Annotated in this window: 17 protein-coding genes; 4 read left to right on the plus strand and 13 right to left on the minus strand. The window is 72.8% G+C overall.

The annotated features are described in order from the left end of the window. Nucleotides 1-176 precede the first annotated feature (176 nt). Nucleotides 177-3077, minus strand: coding sequence for a vitamin B12-dependent ribonucleotide reductase (locus tag ABZ990_RS28920; protein ID WP_361237807.1), 2901 nt, complete (start codon nucleotides 3075-3077; stop codon nucleotides 177-179). A 177-nt stretch (nucleotides 3078-3254) separates the two neighbouring features. Then, a complete protein-coding gene (gene nrdR / locus ABZ990_RS28925; RefSeq protein WP_361237810.1) occupies nucleotides 3255-3767 on the minus strand; it encodes a transcriptional regulator NrdR in 513 nt (170 codons plus the stop codon). A gap of 710 nt (nucleotides 3768-4477) precedes the next feature. Between nrdR and lexA the strand changes: the two genes are divergently transcribed. Next, entirely contained in the window at nucleotides 4478-5269 is a 792-nt protein-coding gene (lexA, locus tag ABZ990_RS28930) for a transcriptional repressor LexA (RefSeq protein ID WP_361237814.1), read from the plus strand. A 201-nt stretch (nucleotides 5270-5470) separates the two neighbouring features. On the opposite strand, the gene ABZ990_RS28935 is transcribed toward lexA, so the two are convergent. The 5 genes from ABZ990_RS28935 to ABZ990_RS28955 form a co-directional block, all read right to left on the minus strand. Further along, entirely contained in the window at nucleotides 5471-7459 is a 1989-nt protein-coding gene (locus tag ABZ990_RS28935; RefSeq protein WP_361237817.1) for an ATP-dependent DNA helicase, read from the minus strand. A 52-nt stretch (nucleotides 7460-7511) separates the two neighbouring features. Further along, on the minus strand, nucleotides 7512-9320 hold the full coding sequence (locus tag ABZ990_RS28940) for an IucA/IucC family siderophore biosynthesis protein (protein WP_361237853.1): 1809 nt from the start codon (nucleotides 9318-9320) through the stop codon (nucleotides 7512-7514). A 343-nt stretch (nucleotides 9321-9663) separates the two neighbouring features. Then, complete coding sequence (locus ABZ990_RS28945) at nucleotides 9664-10404, minus strand: GNAT family N-acetyltransferase (RefSeq protein WP_361237821.1); 741 nt, start codon at nucleotides 10402-10404, stop codon at nucleotides 9664-9666. Nucleotides 10405-10654: 250 nt separating this feature from the next. Continuing rightward, a complete protein-coding gene (locus ABZ990_RS28950; RefSeq protein ID WP_361237824.1) occupies nucleotides 10655-12553 on the minus strand; it encodes an IucA/IucC family protein in 1899 nt (632 codons plus the stop codon). Nucleotides 12554-12618: 65 nt separating this feature from the next. After that, nucleotides 12619-14061: a diaminobutyrate--2-oxoglutarate transaminase family protein gene (locus ABZ990_RS28955; protein ID WP_361237827.1), complete on the minus strand. Its 1443-nt coding sequence runs from the start codon at nucleotides 14059-14061 to the stop codon at nucleotides 12619-12621. Between the two features lie 627 nt (nucleotides 14062-14688). Between ABZ990_RS28955 and ABZ990_RS28960 the strand changes: the two genes are divergently transcribed. Continuing rightward, a complete protein-coding gene (locus tag ABZ990_RS28960; protein ID WP_361237830.1) occupies nucleotides 14689-15867 on the plus strand; it encodes a hypothetical protein in 1179 nt (392 codons plus the stop codon). Nucleotides 15868-16087: 220 nt separating this feature from the next. Here the strand turns inward: ABZ990_RS28960 and hflX are convergent, their stop codons facing one another. From hflX to miaA, 6 genes are all read right to left on the minus strand, one after another. Beyond that, complete coding sequence (gene hflX, locus ABZ990_RS28965; protein WP_361237833.1) at nucleotides 16088-17581, minus strand: GTPase HflX; 1494 nt, start codon at nucleotides 17579-17581, stop codon at nucleotides 16088-16090. A gap of 129 nt (nucleotides 17582-17710) precedes the next feature. Further along, nucleotides 17711-19429, minus strand: a complete 1719-nt coding sequence (locus ABZ990_RS28970; RefSeq protein WP_361237836.1) for a M1 family metallopeptidase — start codon at nucleotides 19427-19429, stop codon at nucleotides 17711-17713. 352 nt (nucleotides 19430-19781) lie between these two features. Continuing rightward, a complete protein-coding gene (locus ABZ990_RS28975) occupies nucleotides 19782-21824 on the minus strand; it encodes an HD domain-containing protein (protein ID WP_361237839.1) in 2043 nt (680 codons plus the stop codon). A gap of 441 nt (nucleotides 21825-22265) precedes the next feature. Continuing rightward, complete coding sequence (gene dapF, locus ABZ990_RS28980; protein WP_361237841.1) at nucleotides 22266-23144, minus strand: diaminopimelate epimerase; 879 nt, start codon at nucleotides 23142-23144, stop codon at nucleotides 22266-22268. Nucleotides 23145-23262: 118 nt separating this feature from the next. Beyond that, the gene (locus ABZ990_RS28985; protein ID WP_361237856.1) at nucleotides 23263-23727 is read right to left on the minus strand and encodes a hypothetical protein; all 465 of its coding nucleotides are present in this window, start codon (nucleotides 23725-23727) and stop codon (nucleotides 23263-23265) included. Between the two features lie 107 nt (nucleotides 23728-23834). After that, nucleotides 23835-24773: a tRNA (adenosine(37)-N6)-dimethylallyltransferase MiaA gene (miaA, locus tag ABZ990_RS28990; RefSeq protein WP_361237844.1), complete on the minus strand. Its 939-nt coding sequence runs from the start codon at nucleotides 24771-24773 to the stop codon at nucleotides 23835-23837. Nucleotides 24774-24960: 187 nt separating this feature from the next. Here miaA and ABZ990_RS28995 point away from each other — a divergent pair, with 187 nt between their 5' ends. Continuing rightward, nucleotides 24961-25461 (plus strand): hypothetical protein, encoded by a 501-nt coding sequence (locus ABZ990_RS28995; protein WP_361237847.1) that lies wholly within the window; start codon nucleotides 24961-24963, stop codon nucleotides 25459-25461. A gap of 75 nt (nucleotides 25462-25536) precedes the next feature. After that, nucleotides 25537-25821: an antitoxin gene (locus ABZ990_RS29000; RefSeq protein ID WP_361237850.1), complete on the plus strand. Its 285-nt coding sequence runs from the start codon at nucleotides 25537-25539 to the stop codon at nucleotides 25819-25821. The last annotated feature ends 102 nt before the right edge of the window (nucleotides 25822-25923 follow it).

Genomic DNA, 25923 nt, shown 5'->3' on the forward strand with positions numbered 1-25923 from the left:
GGGGCGGTCGGCGTGCGCCGGGCCCCCCCCAACCCCCCCCCCCGGGGGCCCGCGGGGCGGGGCGCCCCCCCCCCCCGCCCGGGGCGCCCCCGGGGGGGCGCCCCCCTTCTCGGGTGCGCTGTCAGGCGCGGGTGCGGATCAGTGCCCGTGGCAGCGGGCGACCGATCCGGCCGTCATCAGCTGCAGCCGCTGGTCGAGCCGCAGCCCTCGCAGATGTAGCAGGAGCCGGCGCGCTGCATCTTCGTACCGCAGGAGAAGCAGAGCGGGGCATCGGCCTGGATGCCCAGCTGCATCTCCACCAGCTCGGCGCTGGTGTGCGCCTGCTTCGGGGCGGGCGCGACCGGGGCGGCCGGGGCGGCGGCCTTCGGGACGGCGACGATCGCCGGCTCCTGGGCGCGCGGGGCGGACTGGGCCAGACCCTCGACGTCGAGCTCGTCCTCGGACTGCTCGTACGAACCGGTCTCGAGGTGGCGCTGACGCTCCTCGGCGGAGTGGATGCCGAGGGCGGAGCGGGTCTCGAACGGCAGGAAGTCGAGCGCCAGGCGGCGGAAGATGTAGTCGACGATCGACTGCGCCATCCGCACGTCCGGGTCGTCCGTCATGCCGGCCGGCTCGAAGCGCATGTTGGTGAACTTCGAGACGTACGTCTCCAGCGGCACGCCGTACTGCAGACCGACGGAGACCGCGATGGAGAAGGCGTCCATCATGCCGGCGAGGGTCGAACCCTGCTTGGACATCTTCAGGAAGACCTCGCCGAGACCGTCGTCCGGGTAGGAGTTGGCGGTCATGTAGCCCTCGGCGCCACCGACGGTGAAGGAGGTGGTGATCCCCGGGCGGCCCTTCGGCAGACGCTTGCGGACCGGACGGTACTCGACGACCTTCTCGACCGCCGTGCGAATGGTCTCCTCGGCCTTCGCCGTGACCTCGGCCTTCTCGTCCTCCTTCTTCTTGGCGGAGAGCGGCTGGCCGACCTTGCAGTTGTCGCGGTAGATCGCGAGCGCCTTGACGCCCAGCTTCCACGCCTCGTAGTAGATCTCCTCGACCTCCTCGACGGTCGCCGTCTCCGGCATGTTGACCGTCTTGGAGATGGCGCCGGAGATCCAGGGCTGGATGGCGGCCATCATGCGGACGTGGCCCATCGGGGAGATGGCGCGCTCGCCCATGGCGCAGTCGAAGACCTCGTAGTGCTCGGTCTTCAGGCCGGGGGCGTCGATCACGTTGCCGTGCTCGGCGATGTGGGCGACGATCGCCTCGACCTGCTCCTCGTGGTAACCGAGGCGGCGCAGGGCCTGCGGAACGGTGCCGTTGACGATCTGCATCGAGCCGCCGCCGACGAGCTTCTTGAACTTGACCAGGGCCAGGTCGGGCTCGACGCCGGTGGTGTCGCAGGACATCGCGAGACCGATGGTGCCGGTCGGGGCGAGCACGGACGCCTGGGAGTTACGGAAGCCGTTCTTCTCGCCGAGGCGCAGGACGTCCTGCCATGCCTCGGTGGCGGCGGCCCACACCGCGGTGTCCATCGCGTCCATACGGACGGCGGCGGCGTTGGCGTCGGCGTGCTGCTTCATGACGCGCTGGTGCGCCTCGGCGTTGCGGGCGTAGCCGTCGTAGGTGCCGACGACGGCGGCCAGCTCGGCGGAGCGGCGGTAGGCCGTGCCGGTCATCAGGGAGGTGATGGACCCGGCGAGGACACGGCCGCCCTCGGAGTCGTACGCGTGGCCGGTGGCCATCAGCAGGGCGCCGAGGTTGGCGTAGCCGATGCCGAGCTGGCGGAAGGCGCGGGTGTTCTCGCCGATCTTCTGGGTCGGGAAGTCCGCGAAGCAGATGGAGATGTCCATGGCCGTGATGACCAGCTCGACGACCTTGGCGAAGCGCTCGGCGTCGAACTTCTGCTCGCCCTTGCCGTCGTCCTGAAGGAACTTCATCAGGTTCAGCGAGGCGAGGTTGCAGGACGTGTTGTCCAGGTGCATGTACTCGCTGCACGGGTTCGACGCGGTGATCCGGCCGGACTCGGGGCAGGTGTGCCACTTGTTGATCTGGTCGTCGTACTGGATGCCCGGGTCGGCACAGGCCCACGCGGCCTCGGCGATCTTACGGAAGAGCGACTTGGCGTCGACCTCCTCGATGACCTCGCCGGTCATACGGGCACGCAGGCCGAACTGGCCGCCCTTCTCGACCGCGGTCATGAACTCGTCGTTCACGCGGACCGAGTTGTTGGCGTTCTGGTACTGGACGGACGTGATGTCGTCGCCGCCCAGGTCCATGTCGAAGCCCGCGTCGCGCAGGACGCGGATCTTCTCCTCCTCGCTGACCTTCGTCTGGATGAAGTCCTCGATGTCGGGGTGATCGACGTCGAGCACGACCATCTTGGCGGCGCGGCGGGTGGCGCCACCGGACTTGATGGTGCCGGCGGAGGCGTCGGCGCCGCGCATGAAGGAGACCGGGCCGGAGGCGTTGCCACCGGAGGACAGCAGCTCCTTGGAGGAGCGGATACGGGAGAGGTTCAGGCCGGCGCCGGAGCCGCCCTTGAAGATCATGCCCTCTTCCTTGTACCAGTCGAGGATCGACTCCATGGAGTCGTCGACGGCCAGGATGAAGCAGGCGGAGACCTGCTGGGGCTGCGGGGTGCCGACGTTGAACCAGACGGGGCTGTTGAAGCTGAAGATCTGGTGCAGGAGGGCGTAGGCCAGCTCGTGCTCGAAGATCTCGGCGTCGGCGGGGGAGGCGAAGTACGCGTACTCCTCGCCGGCCTTGCGGTACGTCTTGACGATCCGGTCGATGAGCTGCTTGAGACCGGTCTCGCGCTGCGGGGTGCCGACGGCCCCGCGGAAGTACTTGCTGGTGACGATGTTGACCGCGTTCACCGACCAGAAGTCGGGGAACTCGACGCCACGCTGCTCGAAGTTGATCGAGCCGTCGCGCCAGTTGGTCATGACGACGTCACGGGGCTCCCAGCTCACCTCGTCGTACGGATGCACGCCGGGGGTGGTGTGGATGCGCTCGATACGCAGGCCCTTGCTGGCCTTGGTTCCCTTGGCGCGGGAACCACGTGCCGGACCGCTCGCCGTCTCTGTCATGCCGCCTCCCATATACGGGCAAAACACCCTGAAGCGCCCGGAAAATTCCAGGGCTCTGGTTCTGTACTGCTGTCTGTACTGCTAAGCCACGAGCAGCTCACGGCCGCTCGGGGCATGTCTTTCACCGGCCGCTCGGCGGCCGGTCTCCGGACCATGACGGTCCGGCCCCACCACCGGTCAGTCGGTGGCGGGCGCGGGGGTGGGAACCGAGACCCCAGGGGTCGTTCCGGTCCCGCCGCCGGCGGGAGGCCGCTCGCGGAGTTCCACGACGGCGGCCTCGAAGTCTTCGAGGCTCTCGAACGCCTTGTAGACGGACGCGAACCGCAGGTACGCGACGAGGTCGAGCTCCTGCAGCGGGCCGAGGATGGCCAGACCCACGTCGTGGGTGGTCAGTTCGGCACTGCCGGTGGCACGCACCGCCTCCTCGACCCGCTGGCCGAGCTTGGCGAGGGCGTCCTCCGTGACGGGACGTCCCTGACACGCCTTGCGCACGCCCGAGATGACCTTGGTGCGGCTGAAGGGTTCGGTGACCCCGGACCGCTTCACCACCATGAGCGAGCACGTCTCCACCGTCGTGAAACGACGGGAGCAGTCGGGGCACTGGCGGCGGCGTCGGATCGACGTTCCGTCGTCGGTGGTGCGACTGTCGACGACACGGCTGTCGGGGTGCCTGCAGAAGGGGCAGTGCATTGGTTCCGACCCTCCCTCATGGCACGACTGAACAACTTCGCCGGGCCCGTCAAGAGCCCCTCGAAGCGACCACCAGCATAGGCGATGCGACGACCCTCGACCGACCACGGACCACTACTGGTGGGTGGCGGATGCAATCCAACCACTAGATCTTGGGTCGGTCCGCGATTTCGGCCCTCTGCGCGTGTCTCCGGCGCGGCCGCCTGTCAAAGGTACGGGAACGGCCCGGCGGCGCGGACGCCGGGGTCGCCGGCGCGGGAGCCGGGACGGCGTACGAGTGGCACGAAAGCGGCATGGGGACGACACGGGAACAGTGCGGGGACGGCTCCAGAACGACTCCAGAACGGCTCCGGGGCGACGCCGCCGCGGGGTCGCGACGGCACCCGGGCGACCGCGAAAACGGCTCCGAAACGGCCCGCGAACCGACCCGGAAGTGCCCCGGAACCGACCCCGAAACCACTCCTGAACCGACCCGGACCCGGCCCGTGAACAGCGCCACGCCGTGCGCCGCGCCACACCTTCGCGACCCGCCGCCGAAGGCTACCGTAATGACCGTTTTGAGGTGGCAGCGACGGATCCGCGCATACACCCACCCGTAGGCACGCGTAAGACGAAAGGCGAATTTTCACTCGAACGTGTGTTTGGCGCAACCTTTCGAAAGCTACTACCGTTGTGCCAGCCAGGGAGACCATTCGAGAGGGGCCGCCGACGTGACCACCACCGCTGACAGTGCCACCATCACTGCCCAGGACCGCTCCCAGGGCCGATTCGAACCGGTACACGCGATGAACGACTCAGCCATGAACGGGGAGGGGGAGCCGGGCCGACCCGCCCGCTCGCTCCCCGGACGACCTCCCGGGATCAGGGCCGACAGTTCGGGCCTCACCGATCGCCAGCGCCGGGTGATCGAGGTCATCCGCGACTCGGTGCAGCGTCGTGGCTATCCGCCGTCGATGCGCGAGATCGGCCAGGCCGTCGGACTCTCCAGCACCTCCTCCGTGGCCCATCAGCTGATGGCCCTGGAGCGCAAGGGCTTCCTCCGCCGCGACCCGCACCGTCCCCGGGCGTACGAGGTCCGCGGCTCCGACCAGCCGAGCACGCAGCCCACGGACACCACGGGCAAGCCCGCCGCGTCCTACGTGCCCCTGGTCGGCCGGATCGCGGCCGGCGGGCCCATCCTGGCCGAGGAGTCCGTCGAGGACGTCTTCCCGCTCCCCCGGCAGCTGGTCGGCGACGGTGAGCTGTTCGTCCTCAAGGTCGTCGGCGACTCCATGATCGAGGCCGCCATCTGTGACGGCGACTGGGTCACGGTCCGCCGCCAGCCCGTCGCGGAGAACGGCGACATCGTGGCCGCCATGCTCGACGGCGAGGCCACGGTCAAGCGCTTCAAGCGCGAGGACGGCCATGTCTGGCTGCTGCCGCACAACGCCGCGTACCAGCCGATCCCCGGCGACGAGGCCACCATCCTCGGCAAGGTCGTCGCCGTACTGCGACGGGTGTGACCCCACCTCGTCCGCCCTGGACCAGGGCCCCGGACCCACTGCGCCGGTTCCGGGGTCCTGTCGCGTGTTCCGCGCGTTCCGGGCCCCACCGCGGTCCCCCAGACGCCCCGGACGCCCCGGAGCGCCCTGGAGCCACCCGCCGAAGCCCGTCAGGCCCCGCACCGGATCTCCGGTGCGGGGCCTGACGGGCTTCGCGCGTCTCTACGCGTCCGCCTCCGCCTCGGCGGCCCGCGTGGCCGCCGCGTCGATGGCCGCCAGCGACTTCCGTACCTGGTTGCGGTCCGTCGTGTACCAGAAGTCCGGCAGCGATGCCTTCAGATAGCTGCCGTAGCGCGCGGTCGCGAGCCGAGGGTCGAGCACGGCGACCACACCGCGGTCCCCCGTCGCCCGGACCAGCCGGCCGGCGCCCTGCGCCATCAGGAGCGCCGCGTGCGTGGCGGCCACCGCCATGAAGCCGTTGCCCCCGGCGTCCTCGACCGCCTTCTGCCGGGCGCTCATCAGCGGGTCGTCCGGGCGCGGGAAGGGGATCTTGTCCATGACGACCAGCTGACAGCTCGCACCGGGCACGTCCACGCCCTGCCAGAGCGAGAGCGTGCCGAAGAGACAGGTCTTCGGGTCGGCCGCGAACTTCTTGATCAGCTCGCCGAGAGTGTCCTCGCCCTGGAGCAGGATCGGCAGCTCCGGAATCCGGGTGCGCAGCTCCTCGGCGGCCAGCTGGGCGGCCCGCATCGAGGAGAACAGCCCGAGCGTCCGGCCGCCGGCGGCCTGCATCAGCTCGGTCAGCTCGTCGAGCATGTCGCCTCGGTCGCCGCCGCGGGTGGGCGGGTTCAGGTGCTTGGCGACGTAAAGGATCCCCTGCCGGGGGTAGTCGAACGGCGAGCCGACATCGAGGCCCTTCCACACGGGCAGGTCGTCGCCGCGCGTGCCCTCCGGGGCGAGGCCGAGCGAGGCCCCCACACCGTTGAAGTCGCCGCCCAGCTTGAGAGTGGCCGAGGTCAGGACCACCGAGCGGTCCGTGAACAGCTTGTCCCGCAGCAGCCCCGAGACGTTCAGCGGCGCGACCCGCAGCGAGGCGCCGAAGCGGTCGTGGCGCTCGTACCAGACCACGTCGTACTCCGAGCCCTGGGTGATCCGCTCGGCCACCCCGTGCACGGTCTCCACCGAGGCCATGGCCTGCTTGCGCACCGCGTCCTCGTCCGTGACCGAGCGGTCGCGGGTGGTGCCGAGGGCGGTGATCACGGCCCGCGCGGCGTCGCGCAGTGCCATGAGCGCGAAGCCGAGGTCCTCGGGGATCTCCTCCAGGCGGCCCGGCAGGGCCAGCTCCATCAGCTTCTCGAAGCCCTCGGCGGCGGTCTGGAGCTGGTCGGCGGTCTTCTCGTCGACCAGCTTCGCGGCGCGCCGCACGGCCCGGTTGACCTGCCCCGGGGTCAGCTCGCCGGTGGCGACGCCGGTCACCCGGGAGACCAGTTCGTGGGCCTCGTCGACGATCAGCACCTCGTGCTGCGGCAGCACCGGGGCGCCCTCGATCGCGTCGATCGCGAGCAGCGCGTGGTTGGTGACGACGACCTCGGCGAGCTTGGCCCGCTCCCGGGCCGCCTCCGCGAAGCACTCCGGGCCGTACGCGCACTTGCTCGCGCCCAGGCACTCGCGCGAGGCGACCGACACCTGGGCCCAGGCCCGGTCGGAGACACCGGGGGTGAGATCGTCCCGGTCCCCGGTCTCGGTCTCGTCGGACCAGTCGCGCAGCCGCAGCAGGTCCTGGCCGAGCTTGCTGGTGGGGGCGGCCGCCTCGAACGGGTCGAAGAGGCCGTCCTCCTCGTCCTGCGGCACGCCCTCGTGGAGCCGGTGCAGACAGAGGTAGTTCGACCGGCCCTTGAGCATGGCGAACTCGGGACGGCGGCGCAGCTGCGGGTGCAGCGCCTCGACCGTGCGCGGCAGGTCGCGCTCGACGAGCTGGCGCTGGAGCGCCAGCGTCGCCGTGGCGACCACCACCCGGTCCCCGTGCGCCAGCGCCGGAACGAGATAGCCGAGGGACTTGCCGGTGCCGGTGCCGGCCTGGACGAGCAGGTGCGAACCGTCGTCGATGGCCTCGGCCACGGACTCGGCCATGGTGACCTGGCCGGGGCGCTCCACACCGCCGACGGCGGAGACGGCGGCGTGGAGGAGATCGGGAAGGGATGGCTTCGTCATAGCCCTTCCAGACTACGGGGCGGCACCGACAGCCGGGTCCGCCTTCCCCAGGTCACGCGAGCGGATTCGGCACGGTCCCGTGGACGGCCGCGTGGGGCCGCTCGGGGCGGTCGCGGTAGCCGTCGAGATGGAGCCGGTTGCGGTTGAGACAGAGCCGGTCGATCCGCGGGGTGAGCAGATCGAACAGCTCGAACCGTTCCTTCAGCTCCGGGAAGCGGCCCTGGTGGCGCAGGATCTCGGCGCGCAGCAGGTCCCAGAAATCGCGCTCGGGTACGTGGAGTTGTTCCTCGAACAGCGGAGCCAGATAACGGAACACACCGACGAACAGACCCGAATGGATGAACTGGGTGAGGAAGTCCGGCTCTTCGGTGAGCAGCACGGCACGGACGTCGTCCGGCATCGTGTCGTGTTCGGGCAGCGGCACGGCGCTGACGTTCACGTCGTCCACGAAGTCCTTGATCGCCAGCCGGACCGGCACGTCCTGCTCGTCGTAGACGACGATGGCGTTCTCGCCGTGCGGGGAGAAGACCGTGCCGTACCGGTAGAGGCAGTGCAGCAGCGGTGGCAGTAGAGCTGCGAAGAGCCGCCGGAGCCAGGCCCGGGGCGCGAGGCCCGAGCGCGCGACGAGTTCGGCGACGAAGGCCCGGCCCGCCGGGTCGGTGTGCAGCAGCGCGGCGAGGGTGCGGGCGCGTTCGCCCGGCGGCAGCCGCAGCGGTTCGCGCCAGATCGCGCCGAGGAGTTCCTTGTACTGGTACGGGACTTCGGGCAGCCGGTCGTACAGCGGATGCCGGACGGTGACGGACGCGACCTCGCCGAGGAGGATCAGCCGGCACTCGTCGCGCAGGAACGGGTCCCTGTCGCACAGGCTCTGGACCCAGGCGGTGAGGGCGGGCGCGGCAAGGGTCCGCTCGGTCGGAAGGCCGCGCCAGACCAGCGTGTTGAGGACGGAGAGCGGCAGTTTGACGGTGAACCGGTCGGGACGGCTGAGGTTGAGGAAGGTACGGACGGACTGCTGCGGCAGCCGCACGTCGCCGTCGGTGGGGAGCGGGACGATGGCGCCGGAGGCGATCGCGGGCGCGTACAGCGGCAGCAGGGTCTCGTCCCACTGCCAGGGGTGGACCGGCAGCAGGAGGTAGGCGTCGGGGTCGAGGCTGCGGGCGCGCAGCACGGCGCGGTAGCGCTCGCGGACCTCGCGGCCGAGTTCCCGGGCGTAGAGCCGGCCGGGGGTGGCGAGGGCGGGCACGCCCCGGTAGGCGGCGAGGCGGGTGCTGACGGCGATCCACGGCAGCGGTGTGGGGCGGCGGGCCTCGGGGGCCCAGCGGGCGGCGTCGGTGCCGGCGAAGCCGACGCGGCCCTTGTTGAGGACGATCCAGGGGTGGCCCGTCTGATGGCCTTCGAGCTCGGCGTACCCGAGCTCGGCGAGGCGGGCGGCGGGCAGGGCGGTGTGGTCGAGCCGGGCGTCGGCGGCGAGGGTGGTGGTGAGCTCGCGGATGAGATGGCCGAGGGTGGCGCCGTCGAGGTCGAGGAGACGGCGGGCCCGGACGAGGAAGTCGAGGGGGTCGGTGGCGGGCCGCCCGTCGAGGGTGAGCGAGTCGGGGTCGACGCGCCAGCCTCGGTACGCGCCGCGGCGGGCGGTGAAGGCGAGGGTGGCACCGTCGTCGAGCGTGAGGGTGTACGGGGCGGGGGCGGCGCCGCTCGGCGCGCTGCCGGGTTCCGTGCCGCCGGGGACCGCGGGGACGGCGTCCGGGGCAGGTCTCGGGACGACGATCTCCTCGTAGGCGAACTCCGCGAGGGCCTTCGCGAACAGTCGGGAGGCCACGCGGTTCCACCGCTCGGAGGTCAGCTCGGGGGGACAGAACAGGCCCGGCGACGTCGGCGGGGTGGGCGGGGTGGGCGGTGCGGAGTCGTGGGGTGCAGGGGACGTCGACACGAGGACTCCTCAGGGTGGGACCGCCGTGGGTGGGCGGTCGGATGAGCGGTCGGTGACGGGTGGGGCGGTGAGCGGGGGCGCGGCCGGGGTGGGACGAGCCGGTGGCTGAAGCCGGAACGGCCCCGGCCGGGGGCCGGGGCGAGTCGGGGCGGGCCGGGTCGGACCGCATGGTGATCGGGTCGGGTCGGATGGTGATCGGGTCGGAGGGGATGGAAATCGGCGCGGGTCGGAGGGGAATCGGGGCGGAAACGGCAGCGCTCGGAGAAGGTGTCGGTCAGAGCAGGTGGCTCAGGGCGCGCTCGCGGATCATCAGCGCGGCCCTCTTGTCGGGCAGGTCGACCTCCGCGTCGAACCGGAATCCGGCCCCGAGGAACGCGGCGACGGACGGCGTGTTGCGCAGGTCGGGTTCGGCGAGGACCCGGGTGCAGCGGGGCCGGTGGTCGAGCACCAGGTCGGCGACGGCCCGCAGCAGCGTGGTGCCGAGGCCCCGGCCCCGGTCGGTGCCGCCTCCGATGAGCAGGTGGACGCCGGTGTCGTGGGGCCGCGCGGGGTAGTGGGCGGCGAGCGGGTCGAGATCGGCGCGGTAGATCTCGAAGTAGCTCATCGGGGTGCCGTCGAGGACACCGAGGCAGGGCACGCTGCGTCCGTCGCCGTCGAGCTGGGCGCGCAGATGGGCGGCGGTGACGCCCGGCGGCCCGTCGAGTTCCCAGAAGGCGGCCACGGCGGGCTCGTTCATCCAGCGGGTGAGAAGCGGCAGGTCGTGGTCGAGGCGTACGGGCACGAGCCGGAAGCGGCCGGCCGGGGTGGTGGCCGGCGCCCAGCCCGCGATGCCGTCGAGCGGGTCGCCGGGCGGGGCGCCCATCGGGCCGCCCGGCGCGGTATCGGAGGCAGCGCCGGACGGCTCGCCGGACCCGGTCCGCCGCTGCCCGGGTGGGTGCGGCTCCGTGGCGGGGTCGGTGCGCGGGCCGGCGCCGGGTGGGTTCGCGGTGCCGGGGTGCGCTGCGCGGGGAGGCACGGGGCCCTCCTCTCGGGGGTCGGTGGATCGGGTACGAGGGCGCGCACGAGGGCGGGTACGCGGCCCGGCGGGCCGGCCAGGCCGGCCGGGCGGGGCCTGACCGCGTACCTCCGGGTGCACGGCCGGCCCCGGTGTCCGCCCGCCCCGACGGAGGCGCCGTCCTGCGGGCGGACACCGGACAAGCCGGGCAGGCGGACAGACGGACAAGCCCCGGCCCCGGTTCCGATTCCGGCCCCGGGGCCCGGCCGGTTCAGTCGCGCAGCGGGTTGGCGATCGTGACGTACACGGACTGGGTGTCGACGGGGCCGACCAGCTCGTCGAGGCCGTGCAGCCGGGTGAGCAGATTGGCCTTGCAGCGCAGCGCCCGCGCTTCGAGAAGCCGGTGCGGCAGCGGGGAGCCGAGGCCGGTGGCGCCGGCGAGGAAGCGGCGCAGGGCGGCGAGCAGCACGCGCTCGTCGGCGAGGCCCTGGGAGCCGAACGCGCCGATCAGCCCCAGGACGTTATTGATGCCGACGTAGTAGGCGAACCGTTCGTCGGTGACCTCGTCGGAGACGAAGGTGTCGCTGACGGCACCGATGCCGGGGAGCCGGCGGGTCAGCTCCTCGCGGTGGGACTCCCGGAAGTAGTAGCCCTGGTTGTCGCGGTAGCGGCCGCCGGTGGGCCAGCCCTCGGGGTCGAGGAGGACCAGGGTGTTCTGCTGGTGGGCCTCCAGCGCGATGCCGGCCTGCCCGTCGAGCCAGAGCAGCGGGCGGATGACGAGGTCGAGGTAGCGCAGGAACCACTCGGCGGCGACGGCCGGGACGCCTCGGCCGGTCCGGGCGGCGAGCCCGTGCACCACGTTCTCCAGCCGCGACCGCATCCTCGGGTCGCCGGGCCAGGGCCGCGGGGCGGTGAGGGCGGCGACGCAGACGGCGTCGTCGCCGAGGGCGAAGGGGTTGTGCCGGATCATGACGTCGAGCCCGGGGACCGGTTCGCCGTCGGGGGTGTCGACCGCGAGCCAGGCCGGGTCGCGGACGATGTCGAAGCGGGGATGGGCGGCCTGCCACTCGTCGGCGAGGCCGGTGCGCAGCAGCCGGTGCACCTCGACGCCTCGGTGGAGTTCCTTGCGCAGGTTCTCGCGGCGGGAGTTGGTGATCCGCACGCCGAGGGAGAGCTTGAGCATGGCGGGGGCGCCGGGGCGGTGCACGGTGCGGACCGAGGAGGTGGGGTGCCAGTGCTCCCCGTACGGGCCGAGGTCGTGGAGCAGTCCGGCGTCGAGCAGGGCGGCCACGGCGGGGCGCTGCCGCAGCTCGCGGGCCTGCCAGGGGTGCAGGGGCAGGGCGGCGGTGCCGGTGGGCAGGGCGAGTCCCTCGGCGAGGCCGGCGGTGAGCCGGGGCGCCGGTACGGGCCGGCCCTGCTCCGTCCAGGCGGAGTCGGCGGCGAGGACGCGGGGGTCGACGGCCATCCAGTGCAGCGGGAAGGAGCCGTGCGTCTCGGGCGAGTAGCGGCGGGCCTCGGAGTCGGACAGGCCCTCGCGGCTCTTCGGGGTGGGGTGCAGCGGGTGGCCGAGCAGCAGGGACTGTTCGGCGGTGAGGAAGAGGTCGGCATCGGGGCGGGGGCCCGGGTCGCGGCGGCGGGTGGTGAGGAATTCGGCCGTACGGCGGGCGGAGTCGGCGACCCGGCCGACGAGTTCGGTGCCCTCGGGGCGGCCGGTCTCCCGGCTGAGCAGGGCCGCGAGGGTGACGGCGTCGACGGCCGGCGCGCCGGCCGGGAGTCCGTCGAGGACGGGGGTGCCGAACCGGTGCCAGCCGGTGGGCGACCAGTGGTGGACCGGGACGAGCAGGGTGGCGCCGCTGGCGGTGAGGGGGACGCGCAGGGTGGTGCCGTCGGGTGCGGGCAGGCCGTTCTCCCGTACCCAGCAGCGCAGCAGGTTCTCGGCGGCGGCACTGTCGGCGGCCCGCGCGGGGTCCGGGTCGTCCAGCGGGTCGGCGCCGGGGCCGTACGCCATGAGTGCCTCGGGGGTGAGCGTGGTGGTGGTCCGCTCGTACGGGGCGGGGTGGCCGGCCTGCAACTGGCGCGGCACCGTCGGATCGGCGGTCGCCGTCCCGCCGCGGCCGTCGGCCGTCTCGAACGGTGTGGGGGTGACGGCGCCTGTGGGGGTCGGGTTCACGGGGTCTTCCTTGAGAGGGGAAAGGGCCGGGTGGGGGAACGTCGGTCCAGGGGTGCGGCAGGGTGTCAGCGGGGTGGCCGCGCGGCGGCGGGCCGGTTCTGGTGGGCCTGTGCGGCCGCGGCCAGCGCGTCGGCGAAGCGGTCGAGGACGGCGGCGGCCTGCTCGTCGGTGAGGGTGAGCGGGGGCAGCAGCCGGACGACGGCGTTGTGCCGGCCGCCGAGTTCGACGATGAGGCCCCGGTCGAGGCAGGCACGCCGTACGGTGTCGGCGAGGCCGGGGTCGGGCGGCGGCACGAGGCCGCCGGGGCCCATGCCCTCGGGGTCGACGAGTTCGATTCCGATCATCAGACCGCGACCTCGGACATCGCCCACGCAGGGGTGGGCGGCGGCGAGCCCCTGAAGCTGCGCGAGCATCCGGGCGCCGAGGAGACCGGCCCGTTCGGCGAGCCCGTTCTCCCGTACGTACGCGAGGGTGGCCGCGCCCGCGGCCATGGCGAGCTGGTTGCCGCGGAAGGTGCCCGCGTGGGCGCCGGGCTCCCAGGCGTCGAGCGCGGACCGGTAGACGACGACGGCGAGCGGCAGCGAGCCGCCGATGGCCTTGGACAGGACCATCACATCGGGCACGATCCCGCTGTGCTCGACGCCCCAGAAGGCACCGGTGCGGCCGACGCCGGTCTGGACCTCGTCGGCGATCAGCGGGATCGAGCATGCCTCGGTGAGCGCGCGCATCCGCCGCAGCCAGCCGTCGGGGGCGGGGATGACGCCGCCCTCGCCCTGGACCGGTTCCAGGATCATCCCGGCGGGGTCGGGGACGCCGCTCTTGGGATCGTCGAGGAGGTTCTCGGTCCAGCGGGCGGCGATCTCGGCGCCGCGCTCGCCCCCGATGCCGAAGGGGCAGCGGTAGTCGTGCGGATAGGGCAGCCGGGCGGTGGCGCGGACGCCGGTGGCGCCGCCGGAGACGTCGAGGGCGCCCGCGGTCATCCCGTGGTACGCGCCGGTGAAGGACAGCACGTCGTGCCGGCCGGTCGCGGTACGGACGAGTTTGAGGGCGGCCTCGACGGCGTCGGTGCCGGCCGGGCCGCAGAACTGGATCCGGGCGTCGGCGGCGAGTTCGCCGGGGAGCGTGGCGAACAGCTCCGTCGTGAAGGCGTCCTTGACCGGGGTCGCGAGGTCCAGGACGTGCAGGGGCGCGCCCGAGTCGAGAACCTTGCGGATGGCTTCGAGGACGACGGGGTGGTTGTGGCCGAGCGCCAGGGTGCCCGCGCCCGACAGACAGTCGAGGTAGCGGCGGCCGTCGGCGCCCTCGATGGTCAGGCCCCGGGCCCGGACGGGGACGATCGGCAGCGAACGGGCGTAGGTGCGGGCGGCGGACTCGCGCTGGGTCTGGCGGCGCAGGATCCCCTCATGGGCGCCCGGGCCGGTGGCGCCGCCGGTCGTACCGGTCGCGCCCCCGGTCGTACCGGTCGTACCGGTCGCGCCCCCGGTCGTACCGGCCGCGCCGCCGGTCATGCAGCCGGTCGTGCCGGAGTCCGGGCTCCCGTCCCCCCTCCCCCTCCTCGTGTCGGTGCGGTCCCCGGAGCGGTCTTCGCCCCGGGTCTCGCGGCACTCCTCGCGGGTCCGCGCGACCGGCGGTACGGCCGGAGCTGGTTCGGTGACGGCCACGGCTCGGTGTCCTCCAGCGGTGACGGAACGGATGCCTCCGGACGGCCGCGCGGCGGGCTGACGGCACCGGCCGTACCGCCTCCGTGTCCTCGAAGGCGGCGCGCCCGGCGCCCTTCCCCCGGCGTGCCCTTCGGCTCACTCGGTGTACGGGGCAGGCCTGATGACGGCCCGAAGGCCGCCGTCGTGTCCCCCGTCCGTACCAACGACGCGGAGTGCCCCGAATCACGGTCGGCGGCGGAGTTCCTCCACGGGTTCCTCCATGGGTTCCTCCGGCGGTCCCCCCGCGGGTTCCCCGGACGGCCCCTCCGCTCGCCCTGATCACAACCCCGCAACAGCCTGTACGGAGCGGAACCGCGGACCTGGCTCGTGCCGTCCCCACCCGCACCGGCATAGTGGGGACTTCGCGCGGCGCGGCTTTCGCGCCGCCGCTCTTCACACCGCACTAGTTGACGTAGTTCCCAGGGGGATCACGAGATGCGATCGATTCGTCCGCTGCTGCTCGCGGCATCCGCCGTCGCGGCGCTGACGCTGACGGCGACGGCCTGCGGGCCGACCGAGGACAACGCGGGGGGTGACAAGCCCAGCGCCGCCGTGGATCCGACCGCGAACGGCAAGATCACGATTCCGGACGACCTGAAGCAGCGGCTGAAGGAGCACGGGATCGACATGGACAAGTGGCGCGGGGGCGAATGGAAGAACTGGGACCGGGCCACATGGCTGCGTGAGGCGAAGGACTACGTCAACCCGATCATCGAGGGCCTGTGGGACCCGGACCGGATGCGCGACGCCGAGCGCCCGGACAAGCCGGTCGACCCCGAGGACATCTCCGGTGACAAGGGCGTGACGGACCCGACCCCGGCCGTGGTGCCGGCGAAGGCCGTGCCCGCGCCGTACCACGGCTCGGCGCCCGCCTCCGGCAAGGTCTTCTTCGACAGCCCCGAGGGCTCGATGGTCTGCTCGGCGACCGTGGTGAAGGACCCGGCGCACCCGGGCAAGTCGAACATGGTCTGGACGGCCGGCCACTGCGTGCACGCGGGCAAGAAGGGCGGCTGGTACCGCAACATCGCCTTCGTCCCGTCGTACAACGACGCGGGCAAGCCGACCTCGGCGCTGGAGCAGGCGACCCGCGAGGAGATCGCTCCGTACGGCGTGTGGTGGAGCGACTGGGCGCAGACCTCCGACCAGTGGATCGCCGGCGGCGGCCAGACCGGCGGCCAGGGCGCCCCGTACGACTTCGCGGTGCTGCATGTGACGCCGGAGAAGGGCTCCACGGGCAAGTCCCTGGAGGAGACGGTCGGCGCCGCGCTTCCCGTGGAGTTCAACGCCCCGGCCGTGCCGAAGATCGCGAGCATGACGGCGACCGGCTATCCGGCGGGCAAGCCCTTCGACGGGCAGAAGATGTTCCAGTGCGCGGACAAGCCGGGCCGGCTGTCCGTGGAGATGGACCAGCCGACGATGTACCGGATCGGGTGCTCGATGACCGGTGGTTCATCCGGTGGCGGCTGGGTCGCCACGGGCCAGGACGGCAAGCCGGCGCTGGTGTCGAACACCTCGATCGGTCCGGTGACGGCGGGCTGGCTGGCCGGTCCGCGGCTCGGCCCGGAGGCCAAGACGCTGTACGACAAGATGAGCGCGAAGTACGCCAACCGCTGACCCGGTCGGCCTGACGGCCCGGCGGGGACTCCTCGGAGTTCCCGGCCGGGCCGTTTCGCGTGTACGGGGGCGCGTCTCCAAGCCGGGCCCCACCCGGTCCGGAGCCCTACCCCCACCACGCCGAAGGCGCCGGCCGTCCGCCTGAGCGGGGGCGGCCGGCGCCTTCGGTGAAGCCGGGCCGGAGCCGGGCCGGGGGACCAGGGTCCACCGGCCGTGCGGGTCAGTGCGCGGCGGGTACGAACGGTGCGAACAGGGCCGCCAGTTCCTCGTGGACCCGCGCCTTGAGCAGGGTGCCGTCCGGGGTGTGCTCCTCGGAGATCACCTCGCCCTCGACGTGTGCCCGCGAGACGAGACCGCCCCGCGTGTACGGCACGAGGACCTCGATCTCGACCTGCGGCCGGGGCAGTTCGGCGTCGATCCGGGCGAGCAGTTCCTCCATGCCCTCGCCCGAGCGGGCGGAGACGGCGAGGGAGTGCTTCTCGGTCCGCAGCAGCCGCTGGAGCACCAGCGGGTCGGCCGCGTCCGCCTTGTTGACGACCACGATCTCCGGCACGTTCACCGCGCCGACCTCGCGGAACACCTCGCGTACGGCCGCGAGCTGCTCCTCCGGGGCCGGGTGCGAACCGTCCACCACGTGCAGGATCAGGTCGGCGTCGGCGACCTCCTCCATCGTGGAGCGGAACGCCTCGACCAGGTGGTGGGGCAGATGCCGGACGAAGCCGACGGTGTCCGCCAGGGTGTAGGCGCGGCCGGTGGGCGTCTCGGCCCGCCGGACGGTCGGGTCGAGGGTGGCGAACAGCGCGTTCTCCACCAGCACGCCCGCGCCCGTGAGGCGGTTGAGCAGGGACGACTTGCCGGCGTTGGTGTAACCGGCGATGGCGACCGACGGCACCTTGTTACGGCGCCGCTCCTGCCGCTTGACGTCACGGCCGGTCTTCATCTCCGCGATCTCACGGCGCATCTTCGCCATCTTCTCGCGGATCCGTCGCCGGTCCGTCTCGATCTTGGTCTCACCGGGACCACGGGTGGCCATGCCGCCACCGCCGCCGCCACCCATCTGCCGGGAGAGCGACTGACCCCAGCCGCGCAGTCGCGGCAGCATGTACTGCATCTGCGCGAGCGCGACCTGCGCCTTGCCCTCACGGGACTTGGCGTGCTGGGCGAAGATGTCGAGGATCAGGGCGGTCCGGTCGACCACCTTGACCTTGACGACGTCTTCGAGGGCGATCAGCTGACCGGGGCTCAGCTCACCGTCGCAGACGACGGTGTCGGCGCCGGTCTCCAGGACGATGTCCCGCAGTTCCTTCGCCTTGCCCGAGCCGATGAACGTGGCCGGGTCCGGCTTGTCACGGCGCTGGATGACACCGTCGAGCACGAGGGCGCCCGCCGTCTCGGCGAGGGCCGCGAGCTCCGCGAGGGAGTTGTCCGCGTCCTGGACGGTTCCCGAGGTCCAGACGCCGACCAGCACCACGCGCTCCAGGCGCAGCTGCCGGTACTCGACCTCGGTGACGTCCTCGAGCTCGGTGGAGAGGCCCGCGACACGGCGCAGGGCCGCCCGCTCGGAGCGGTCGAACTGCTCGCCGTCCCGCTCTCCGTCGATCTCGTGGCTCCAGGCGACGTCCTCTTCCATCAGGGCATCGGCCCGAAGGCTCTCGGTACGGTTCGTCTCCGCGAAGCTCTGCTTGTCCTGGGAAGGGGATGAAGAGGAGGTCATTGGATCCTTTACGTCGAAGGTCGATGCGAAGTCTTCTACGGCAGTCACAACGCGTGACACGGGGAAAGAATTCCCTGGGCCCGGCAGCGCCGCCGACGACACGATGGTGACACGGCCGGGCACAGCCCGTCATCCGGGTTTCCCCGGATGTTCGGGGCGCACCGCGCCCGCGAGCGCCCGCTCCCCCGGGCCCGCCCCCACGCGCGCCCCCGCGCCCCCGTCCGCCTCCGGGCTCACGGAGCGTGCCGCGCGCTCGGCCCCGCCGGCCGGGGCCTGCTCCGCCTTCGCCCGATCCGCCGGGGCCTGCTTCGAGGCCGGGGCGGGAGCCCGCTCCGGGGTCCGGGTGCCGGCCCGCTCCGGGGCCTTCGACCGCCAGTCGGGGTGCCCCGGCATGGGCGGGGTCTTCGTCCCGTACAGCCAGGCGTCGAGGAAGTCGCCCAGATCGCGCCCCGCCACCTCGCTCGCCAGTGCCACGAAGTCGGCGGTGGAGGCGTTGCCGTCCCGGTGTTCGGCGACCCAGCGGCGTTCCAGCCGGTCGAAGGCGTCGGCGCCGATCTCGGTGCGCAGGGCGTACAGCGCGAGGGCGGCACCGTTGTAGACGACGGGCCGGAAGATGCTGATCTTCTTGCCGGGCTCCGGCGGCTTCGGCTCGGCGGGCGGGCCGTCGTCCGCGCGCCACTGGTCGGACTTGGCGTACGAGGCCTTCATCCGGGCTTCCAGGGTCGGCCCGCCGTGTTCCTCGGCGTACAGCGACTCGTACCAGGTGGCGTGGCCCTCGTTGAGCCACAGATCGGACCACATGTGGGGCGAGACGCTGTCGCCGAACCACTGGTGCGACAGCTCGTGGACCATGACGGACTCGACGTACCAGGCGGGGAAGGCGGGGTCGGTGAACAGCCGGCGCTCGAAGAGCGACAGGGTCTGGGTCTCCAGCTCGAAGCCGGTATCGGCGTCGGCGACGACGAGACCGTAGTCCTCGAAGGGGTACCGGCCGACCTTGCGCTCCATCCACTCCAGATGGCCGGGGGTGTCGCTCAGCCAGGGTTCCAGGACCTCCTGGTCGACGGTGCGCACGACGTCCCGTACCGGCAGCCCGTGCGGGCCCTCGCGGCGCAGCACGGCGGAGTCGCCGATGGACACCTGCGCCAGCTCGGTGGCCATCGGGTGGGCGGTGCGGTACGTCCACGTCGTCCGGTCACCGTGCTGCTCACGGCCCTCGGCCAGACCGTTCGCCACGACGGTGAGGTCGTCGGGCGCGGTGATCCGGAAGGTGAAGAAGGCCTTGTCGGAGGGGTGGTCGTTGCAGGGGAAGACCCGGTGGGCCGCGTCGGCCTGGTTGGCCATGGCGAGTCCGTCGGAGGTCTGGACCCAGCCGCCGGAGTCGGCCGGGCCGCGGGGGTCGCTGGTGTGGGTGACGGCGATGTCGACGACCTGGCCGTGCCGGAGGGGTTCGGCCGGGGTGACGACCAGGTCCTCGTCGACGCTCGCGAAGTCGGCCCGCCGTCCGTCGACGGTCACGGAGGAGACCGTGCCGTGGGTGAAGTCCAGGTTGAGGCGTTCCAGGTCCTCGGTGGTCACGGCCTGGATGCGGGTGACACCGGCCAGCGGCCGGTCGTTGCGGCCGGGGTAGGTGAGGGAGATGTCGTACGTCAGGACGTCGTAGCCGGGGTTGCCCAGGTACGGGAAGAGCCGGTCGCCGATGCCCAGCGGCACGGGCGGGGGCGCCGCGGCGGCGACGAGTCCCGCCGCGAGGGCGACGAGGACGGCGGAACGCGCCACGCGCCCGCGTGCGGGGCGAACGCGGCTGCGGGACGTCCGGGTGGGGGGCGTCGGGGAGCGGTGCGGCATGCGTTACGGCTACCAGGGCCCGGGCCGCTCCCCCGGGCGGCGCGCACACCGGCCACCCGAAGAGCGCACGCGCGCGGGACGCCCGGCGTGCCGGGCGGGGCGGGCTGTCACCACCCGGTCCCCCACCACGCGATGCCCACCGCCCGGCCCGTACCGGCACGGCTCGTACCAACACGGCCCTCACCGCGGGGGCCGCATCCGCAGGGGCCTCGTCCCACGGTCCTCGCCGCAGGGCCGTCGCCGCGCCTGCGCCCTGTCCGTGGCGGCGCCGCAGCCCGCGCGGCACGTGGACACGGTCACGGCCCGCGCATGCGGACGGGCCCCGGCGCGCTGCCGGGGCCCGTCCGCGCGGTCAGAGTCCGGGGTCGGCCGGGCGCCGCGCCCGGCTCACGTCGTACACCCCCGGAACGTCCCGCATGGCCTTCATCAGGGCGGGCAGCCCGGCGGCGTCGGGCAGACGCAGCGTGTACGTGTGCCGGACCCGCTGCTCGTCCGGGGGGTCGACGGTGGCGGCGGCCACAGTGGCGCCCTCGGCTGCGATGGCCTCGGTGAGGTCGGCGAGCAGGCCGGGCCTGCCGAAGGACTCCACGGACAGGGTGACCCGGGACGCCGTGGCATCGCTTCCGGGACCGGCGGCGTCCGGCCCGCCGTGTCGTTTCGCCGCGTCGGCCGGCTGCCGGGGCGCGGCCGCCGGGGGCGTCGCCGCCTCGGGGTGGGCGCGCAGCCAGCCGGTGATGGCGATCCGGGCGGCGGGGGTGCGCGCGTGGTCGAGCCACTGCGGGGACGGCCCGGAGGCGGCGTCCTGGGCGAGCAGGAGCTGGACGGTGTCGCCGTCGTGGAGCACGGTGCTCAGGGGTGCGAGCCGGCCGTTGACCCGCGCCCCGACACAGGAGTGGGCCGCCTCGCCGTGCCAGGCGTAGGCGGCGTCGATACAGGTGGCGCCGGCAGGCAGGCCGAGGGTGCCGCCGTCGGTGCGGAAGACGGTGACCTCCTGGTCCTGGGCGAGGTCGGCGCGCAGCGCGGTCCAGAAGGTGTCGGTGTCGTGGGCGGACTGCTGCCAGTCGAGGAGCCGGGACAGCCAGCCGGGCCGGGTCGGGTCGGCACGCTCCCCGTCCTCGGCATATGCCCCGATTCCGGCTCCCTGGCCGACACTGGATCCGGACCCGGCCCCGGCGCCGGTCCGGGCGCTCGTCAGCGGGTCGCCCGGCGCCTCGGGGGCCGGCGCGTACGGGTTGCCGAGGGCAACCACGCCCGCCTCGGCGACCTTGTGCATCCGGTGGGTCCGGATGAGGACTTCGGCGACCGCTCCGTCGGGCGCGGCGATGGCAGTGTGCAGCGACTGGTAGAGGTTGAACTTGGGAGCGGCGATGAAGTCCTTGAACTCGGAGATCACCGGGGTGAAGCAGGTGTGCATCTCACCGAGGACGGCGTAGCAGTCCGCGTCCTCGGCGACCAGCACGAGCAGCCGGCCGAAGTCGCTGCCGCGCAGTTCGCCGCGTTTGAGATGGATGCGGTGGACGGAGACGAAGTGGCGCGGCCGGACGAGGACTTCGGCGGCGATTCCGGCCTCGCGCAGGACACCGGCGACCTGGTCGGCGACGGCCCCGAGGGTGTCCCCGGCGAGGGCGTCGGCGGCGATGAGCGCGCGCGTGGCCGCGTACTGCTCGGGGTGGAGGATCGCGAAGACCAGGTCTTCCAGTTCGGTCTTGAGCGCCTGGACGCCGAGGCGTTCGGCGAGCGGGATGAGGACGTCCCGGGTGACCCGGGCGGTGCGGGCCTGTTTCTCGGGGCGCATCACCCCGAGGGTGCGCATGTTGTGCAGCCGGTCGGCGAGTTTGATCGACATGACACGGACGTCGTCGCCGGTGGCGACGAGCATCTTGCGGAAGGTCTCGGGCTCGGCCGCCGCGCCGTAGTCGACCTTCTCCAGCTTGGTGACGCCATCGACGAGATACGTGACCTCGTCGCCGAACGCCTCCCTCACCTGATCGAGCGTCACCTCGGTGTCCTCGACGGTGTCGTGGAGCAGCGAGGCGGTCAGCGTCGTGGTCTCGGCGCCGAGTTCGGCGAGGATCAGGGTGACCGCGAGCGGGTGGGTGATGTACGGCTCGCCGCTCTTGCGGAACTGGCCGCGGTGCGAGGACTCCGCGAGCACGTACGCGCGGCGCAGCACGGACAGATCGGCGTCGGGGTGGTGGGCCCGGTGCGCCTCGGCGACGTGCCGGATGGCGTCGGGCAGCCGGTCGCGCGGGGCGGGGCCGGCGGTGGCCCCGAGCAGGGCCGCGCGGCCGATGCGGCGCAGATCGATTCTCGCGCGGCTGCGGCGGCGGCCGGGAGCGGCGGCGGAACCGGTCGGCCCGGTCCCGCTCAGGGGTTGAGCGGCCTCTGCACTCATGGGGGGGCACCTCCGGCGGCGTGGACCGGCAAGGTGGCCCGGGCAGCGTGCCCGGCGGGGCCGGTGCTTGATGCTATCGACCCCACCACGTGGCGCAGTCCCGCTCTCGCCGAGCGTGAACCGGATCACCCATTCGAGGGATGAAACCGGGGCATCCGGTTTCACCGGGAGACCGGGTGGACACACTGGGGGCCGCTCACCGAACGGCTTCCCTCAAAGCCTAGTGCCGCGACCGGCAATGTTCGCCCGTGAAGGAGCGTCGTACGGTGCACTGCACTCGCTTCGCTCGCTCCGTCTCGGCGCTTGATTCCTTCTTCGGATGCCGAGCAGCCATCGCAAGGCGGCCGGAAGTCCTTGTAGCGGAGCTACCAGGGCTTTTGGCCAACGCCGCGAGGGTGCGTGCCGGGCGGCGCGACAGGGCGAAGCTTGCCGGGAGGGGCACTAGACGTGATCCGCGAGCCAGGCCGGGTCGACGGTGCCCTCGCCGACGATCACGGCGGGCCCGGTCATCTCGATCTCGCCGTCCGGGTGCTCGGTGATGACGAGCGTCCCGCCGAGGACGTCGACGGTGTACGTGACGGGGGCGCCGGACACGGCCGGGTCGGCCCCGTCACGGCGGGCGGCGGCCACGGCGACGGCGCAGGCGCCCGTACCACAGGAGCGGGTCTCGGCGGCGCCGCGCTCGTGCACGCGCATGGCGACATGGCGGGGGCCCCGGTCGGCGACGAACTCGATGTTGACGCCGTCGGGGTAGACGCCGGCCGGCTCGTAGGGCGGCTCGTCGTACAGAGTCCCGGCGTGGGCGAGGGAGTCGACGAAGGCGACCGCGTGCGGGTTGCCCATGTTCACGTTGCGGGCGGGCCAGCTGCGGCCGTCGACGGTGACGGTGACCCCGGCCTCGGGAAGCGCGGCCCGGCCCATCCGGACGGTGACGGAGCCGTCCTTGTCGAGGTGGACGCGCTTGACGCCGCCCCGGGTGGCGACGGCGACCTCACCGGCCGTGACGTGCCCGGCGTGTTCCAGGTAGCGGGCGAAGACCCGGACGCCGTTGCCGCACATCTCGGCGACGGAGCCGTCCGCGTTGCGGTAGTCCATGAACCACTCGGCCTCGCCGGCCATGTGCCGCGCCTCGGGGTGCGCGGCGCTGCGCACGACGTGCAGCACGCCGTCGCCGCCGATCCCGGCCCGCCGGTCGCACAGCCGGGCGACGAGGGCGGGGGGCAGGTCGATGGTGTTGGCGGCGTCGGGGACGATCACGAAGTCGTTCTCGGTGCCGTGTCCCTTGAGGAAGCCGAGGGGCGAGGTCTGCGCGCTGGTCACGGGATCAACTGTACGGGTACGGGGCCGGGCCGGCGGAGGGCGGCGGCCGGGTCGACGGGCCCCGGACGCCCCTGCGGGGAGACTCATGGTCTCGCGGGACCGGCGGGGGCCCCGGCCGTCAGCGCAGCCGGGCGACGCGCCAGACCGCGAGGACGACCAGGACGGTGCTCAGCAGGACGTACAGGGCGAGGACGCGCCAGTCGGGGCGTTCGCCGGAGCCCCGGGCGGGCAGGCCCGGCCAGGTGTGGCCGACGCGGCGGGCGGCCATCATGCCCCAGCCGGCCGCGCAGGAGCTGATCAGCAGCCCGAGCATGGCGACGACGGCGCCGCCGTCCCCCGACCCGAAGGCGAGCGGGAAGGCGAACATCAGGGACCCGACGGCGGCGAGCGCGACGATCGGGGCGAGCTGCCAGATCCGCAGGCGGCGCTGCGGGCGCAGTTCCACCTCGACCTCCGCGGCGTCGACCTCGACGGCGCTGCCCACGGCCTCGTCGGGGCCGTCCGGCGTCAGTCCGGGCGCCTCACCGGGTACTTGTCCCCGGACGGCGGCCTGCTGCTCCGTGTCACGAGGGCCGGCCTCCATCGCCACGCGCCCTCCCACTCGGACTCCACTTGGTCGATCGATGCTCGATGATGGCACGCTCCGACCCCCTGGAATGACGGGCATGGCGTCCCGATGCCATCACGTGATCAGGCTGTAACCGCTCGTTCGACCAACGCCAGGGCCTGTCCCGGGAGTTCCCCGCGATCGACTGCCGCCCCACTGAGCCAATGGACGCGCGGGTCGCGCCGGAACCACGAATCCTGACGGCGCGCGAAGCGTTTGGTGGCGCGTACGGTCTCCGCGCGCGCTTCGTCCTCCGTGCACTCCCCCGCGAGCGCCGCGAGCACCTGCTGGTAGCCGAGCGCGCGCGAAGCCGTGCGCCCCTCGCGCAGCCCGTGCGCCTCCAGGGTGCGGACCTCGTCGACGAGTCCGGCCTCCCACATGCGGTCCACGCGCGTGGTGATGCGCTCGTCGAGCTCGGGGCGGGCGACGTCGACGCCGATCTGGACGGTGTCGTAGACGGACTCGTGGCCCGGGAGGTTGGCCGTGAACGGCTTGCCGGTGATCTCGATGACCTCCAGGGCGCGGACGATACGGCGGCCGTTGCCGGGCAGGATCGCGGCCGCGGCCTCCGGGTCGGCGGCGGCCAGCCGCGCGTGCAGCACGCCGGAGCCGCGCTCCTCCAGCTCGGCCTCCAGCCGGGCCCGGATCCCGGGGTCGGTGCCGGGGAACTCCAGGGCGTCGATGGCTCCCCGTACGTACAGCCCGGAGCCGCCGACCAGGACCGGGGTGCGGCCCTCGGCGAGCAGCCGGTCGATCTCGGCACGGGCCAGCCGCTGGTACTCCGCGACGCTGGCGGCCTCGGTCACGTCCCAGATGTCGAGGAGGTGATGCGGCACGCCGCCGCGCTCCTCCATCGTCAGTTTGGCGGTTCCGATGTCCATCCCCCGGTAGAGCTGCATGGAGTCGGCGTTGACGACCTCACCGCCCAGCTGCTGGGCGAGAAAAACGCCCAGATCGGACTTTCCGGCCGCAGTGGGACCGACGATGGCGATGACCCGCGGGGCGGGAGCTGCACTTCTCACCACCCCAGTCTCGCAAACCCGGGGCCGCGTCCCCGAATGAGCTACGTGACGACCCTCATCCGGCTTCGTTTCCTGTTGCGGAATTCCACACCTGAGTACGCTAGGAGCAGATATGGGCGTTTTCTCACTGTTTCGTCGGAGGAGCAGGAAGAACGCGAACCCGATGGAGGTCGCCGGAACGGCGCCTGTGACGGAGGAGGCGAAGGAGACGGCCGCGACGGCTGAGACAGCCGGAACGGCCGAGGCGGCCGGGACCACCGATGCGAAGGCTGTTACCGAATCCGCCGCTCAGCAGGCCGAGCCGACCGGATCGGCCGGGACGGCCGACCCCACCGGGCAGGCTGATGCGGACCATGGGACGGCCGGGGCGGAAGTGAAGGCGGAAGCCGACGCGGAAGCGGCAGTCGAAGCCGAAGCCGTGGATGCCGACAAGGTTCCCCAGGCCACCGAGGCCGCGGAGGCCTCGGAGGCCTCGGAAGCCCGGCAGGCGGAACCCGCCAAGGCCGCCGCCGAAGCGGCCGAGGACACCGGGCCCGCCGGACCGGAGGCGAAAGACGAGCCGGAGGCGCCGGCGCCCGCGGCGGCGCGTGCCGACGGCGCGACCGAGCAGGAGGCCGTCGAGATCCCCCGGCAGCAGTCGGTGGAGCAGGCCGTGGACAGCGAGGCCGGCGAGGGCGCCCGCAAGTAGCCCCGGACCGGTACCGCTCACAGCGGCACGGAACGTGACGGACCCTCGTGGGTCCGGCGGAGGGAGGGTGACCCCATGGGTCTCCTGGATTCACTGAAGGCCAAGCTCGGCCCCGCCAAGGACAAGGTCTCCGACCTGGCCAGGGAACACGGCGACAAGGTCGAGCAGGGTCTGGACAAGGCCGCCAAGGTGGTCGACGAGAAGACCAAGGGCAAGTACAGCGACAAGATCGAGACCGGCACCGGCAAGGCCAAGGAGGCCATCGAGAAACTCGCCCACAAGGGTGAGGGCCCGTCCGGTGACGGCCCGGCCTCGCCGCCTTCCTCGCCGCCTTCCTCTTCCCCGCCACCGGCGGCCTGACCTTCCCCCGCGACGGCGGACGCCAGGTCGTGGTCGGGTCCCCGGACGCGGCCGGACGGCGTACGGTGACCCTCCACTCCCGCCCCGAGGACCAGCCGGATC

Source organism: Streptomyces sp. NPDC046203 (genome assembly GCF_040646255.1).
Classification (GTDB): domain Bacteria; phylum Actinomycetota; class Actinomycetes; order Streptomycetales; family Streptomycetaceae; genus Streptomyces.

What these genes read in the sequence shown, in the direction of transcription:
- ABZ990_RS28920 (WP_361237807.1), bottom strand. Translation starts at nt 3,077, where the DNA reads ATGACAGAGACGGCGAGCGGTCCGGCACGTGGTTCCCGCGCCAAGGGA.
- nrdR (WP_361237810.1), bottom strand. Translation starts at nt 3,767, where the DNA reads ATGCACTGCCCCTTCTGCAGGCACCCCGACAGCCGTGTCGTCGACAGT.
- ABZ990_RS28935 (WP_361237817.1), bottom strand. Translation starts at nt 7,459, where the DNA reads ATGACGAAGCCATCCCTTCCCGATCTCCTCCACGCCGCCGTCTCCGCC.
- ABZ990_RS28955 (WP_361237827.1), bottom strand. Translation starts at nt 14,061, where the DNA reads ATGACCGGCGGCGCGGCCGGTACGACCGGGGGCGCGACCGGTACGACC.
- ABZ990_RS28960 (WP_361237830.1), top strand. Translation starts at nt 14,689, where the DNA reads ATGCGATCGATTCGTCCGCTGCTGCTCGCGGCATCCGCCGTCGCGGCG.
- hflX (WP_361237833.1), bottom strand. Translation starts at nt 17,581, where the DNA reads ATGACCTCCTCTTCATCCCCTTCCCAGGACAAGCAGAGCTTCGCGGAG.
- ABZ990_RS28970 (WP_361237836.1), bottom strand. Translation starts at nt 19,429, where the DNA reads ATGCCGCACCGCTCCCCGACGCCCCCCACCCGGACGTCCCGCAGCCGC.
- ABZ990_RS28975 (WP_361237839.1), bottom strand. Translation starts at nt 21,824, where the DNA reads ATGAGTGCAGAGGCCGCTCAACCCCTGAGCGGGACCGGGCCGACCGGT.
- ABZ990_RS28985 (WP_361237856.1), bottom strand. Translation starts at nt 23,727, where the DNA reads ATGGAGGCCGGCCCTCGTGACACGGAGCAGCAGGCCGCCGTCCGGGGA.
- ABZ990_RS29000 (WP_361237850.1), top strand. Translation starts at nt 25,537, where the DNA reads ATGGGTCTCCTGGATTCACTGAAGGCCAAGCTCGGCCCCGCCAAGGAC.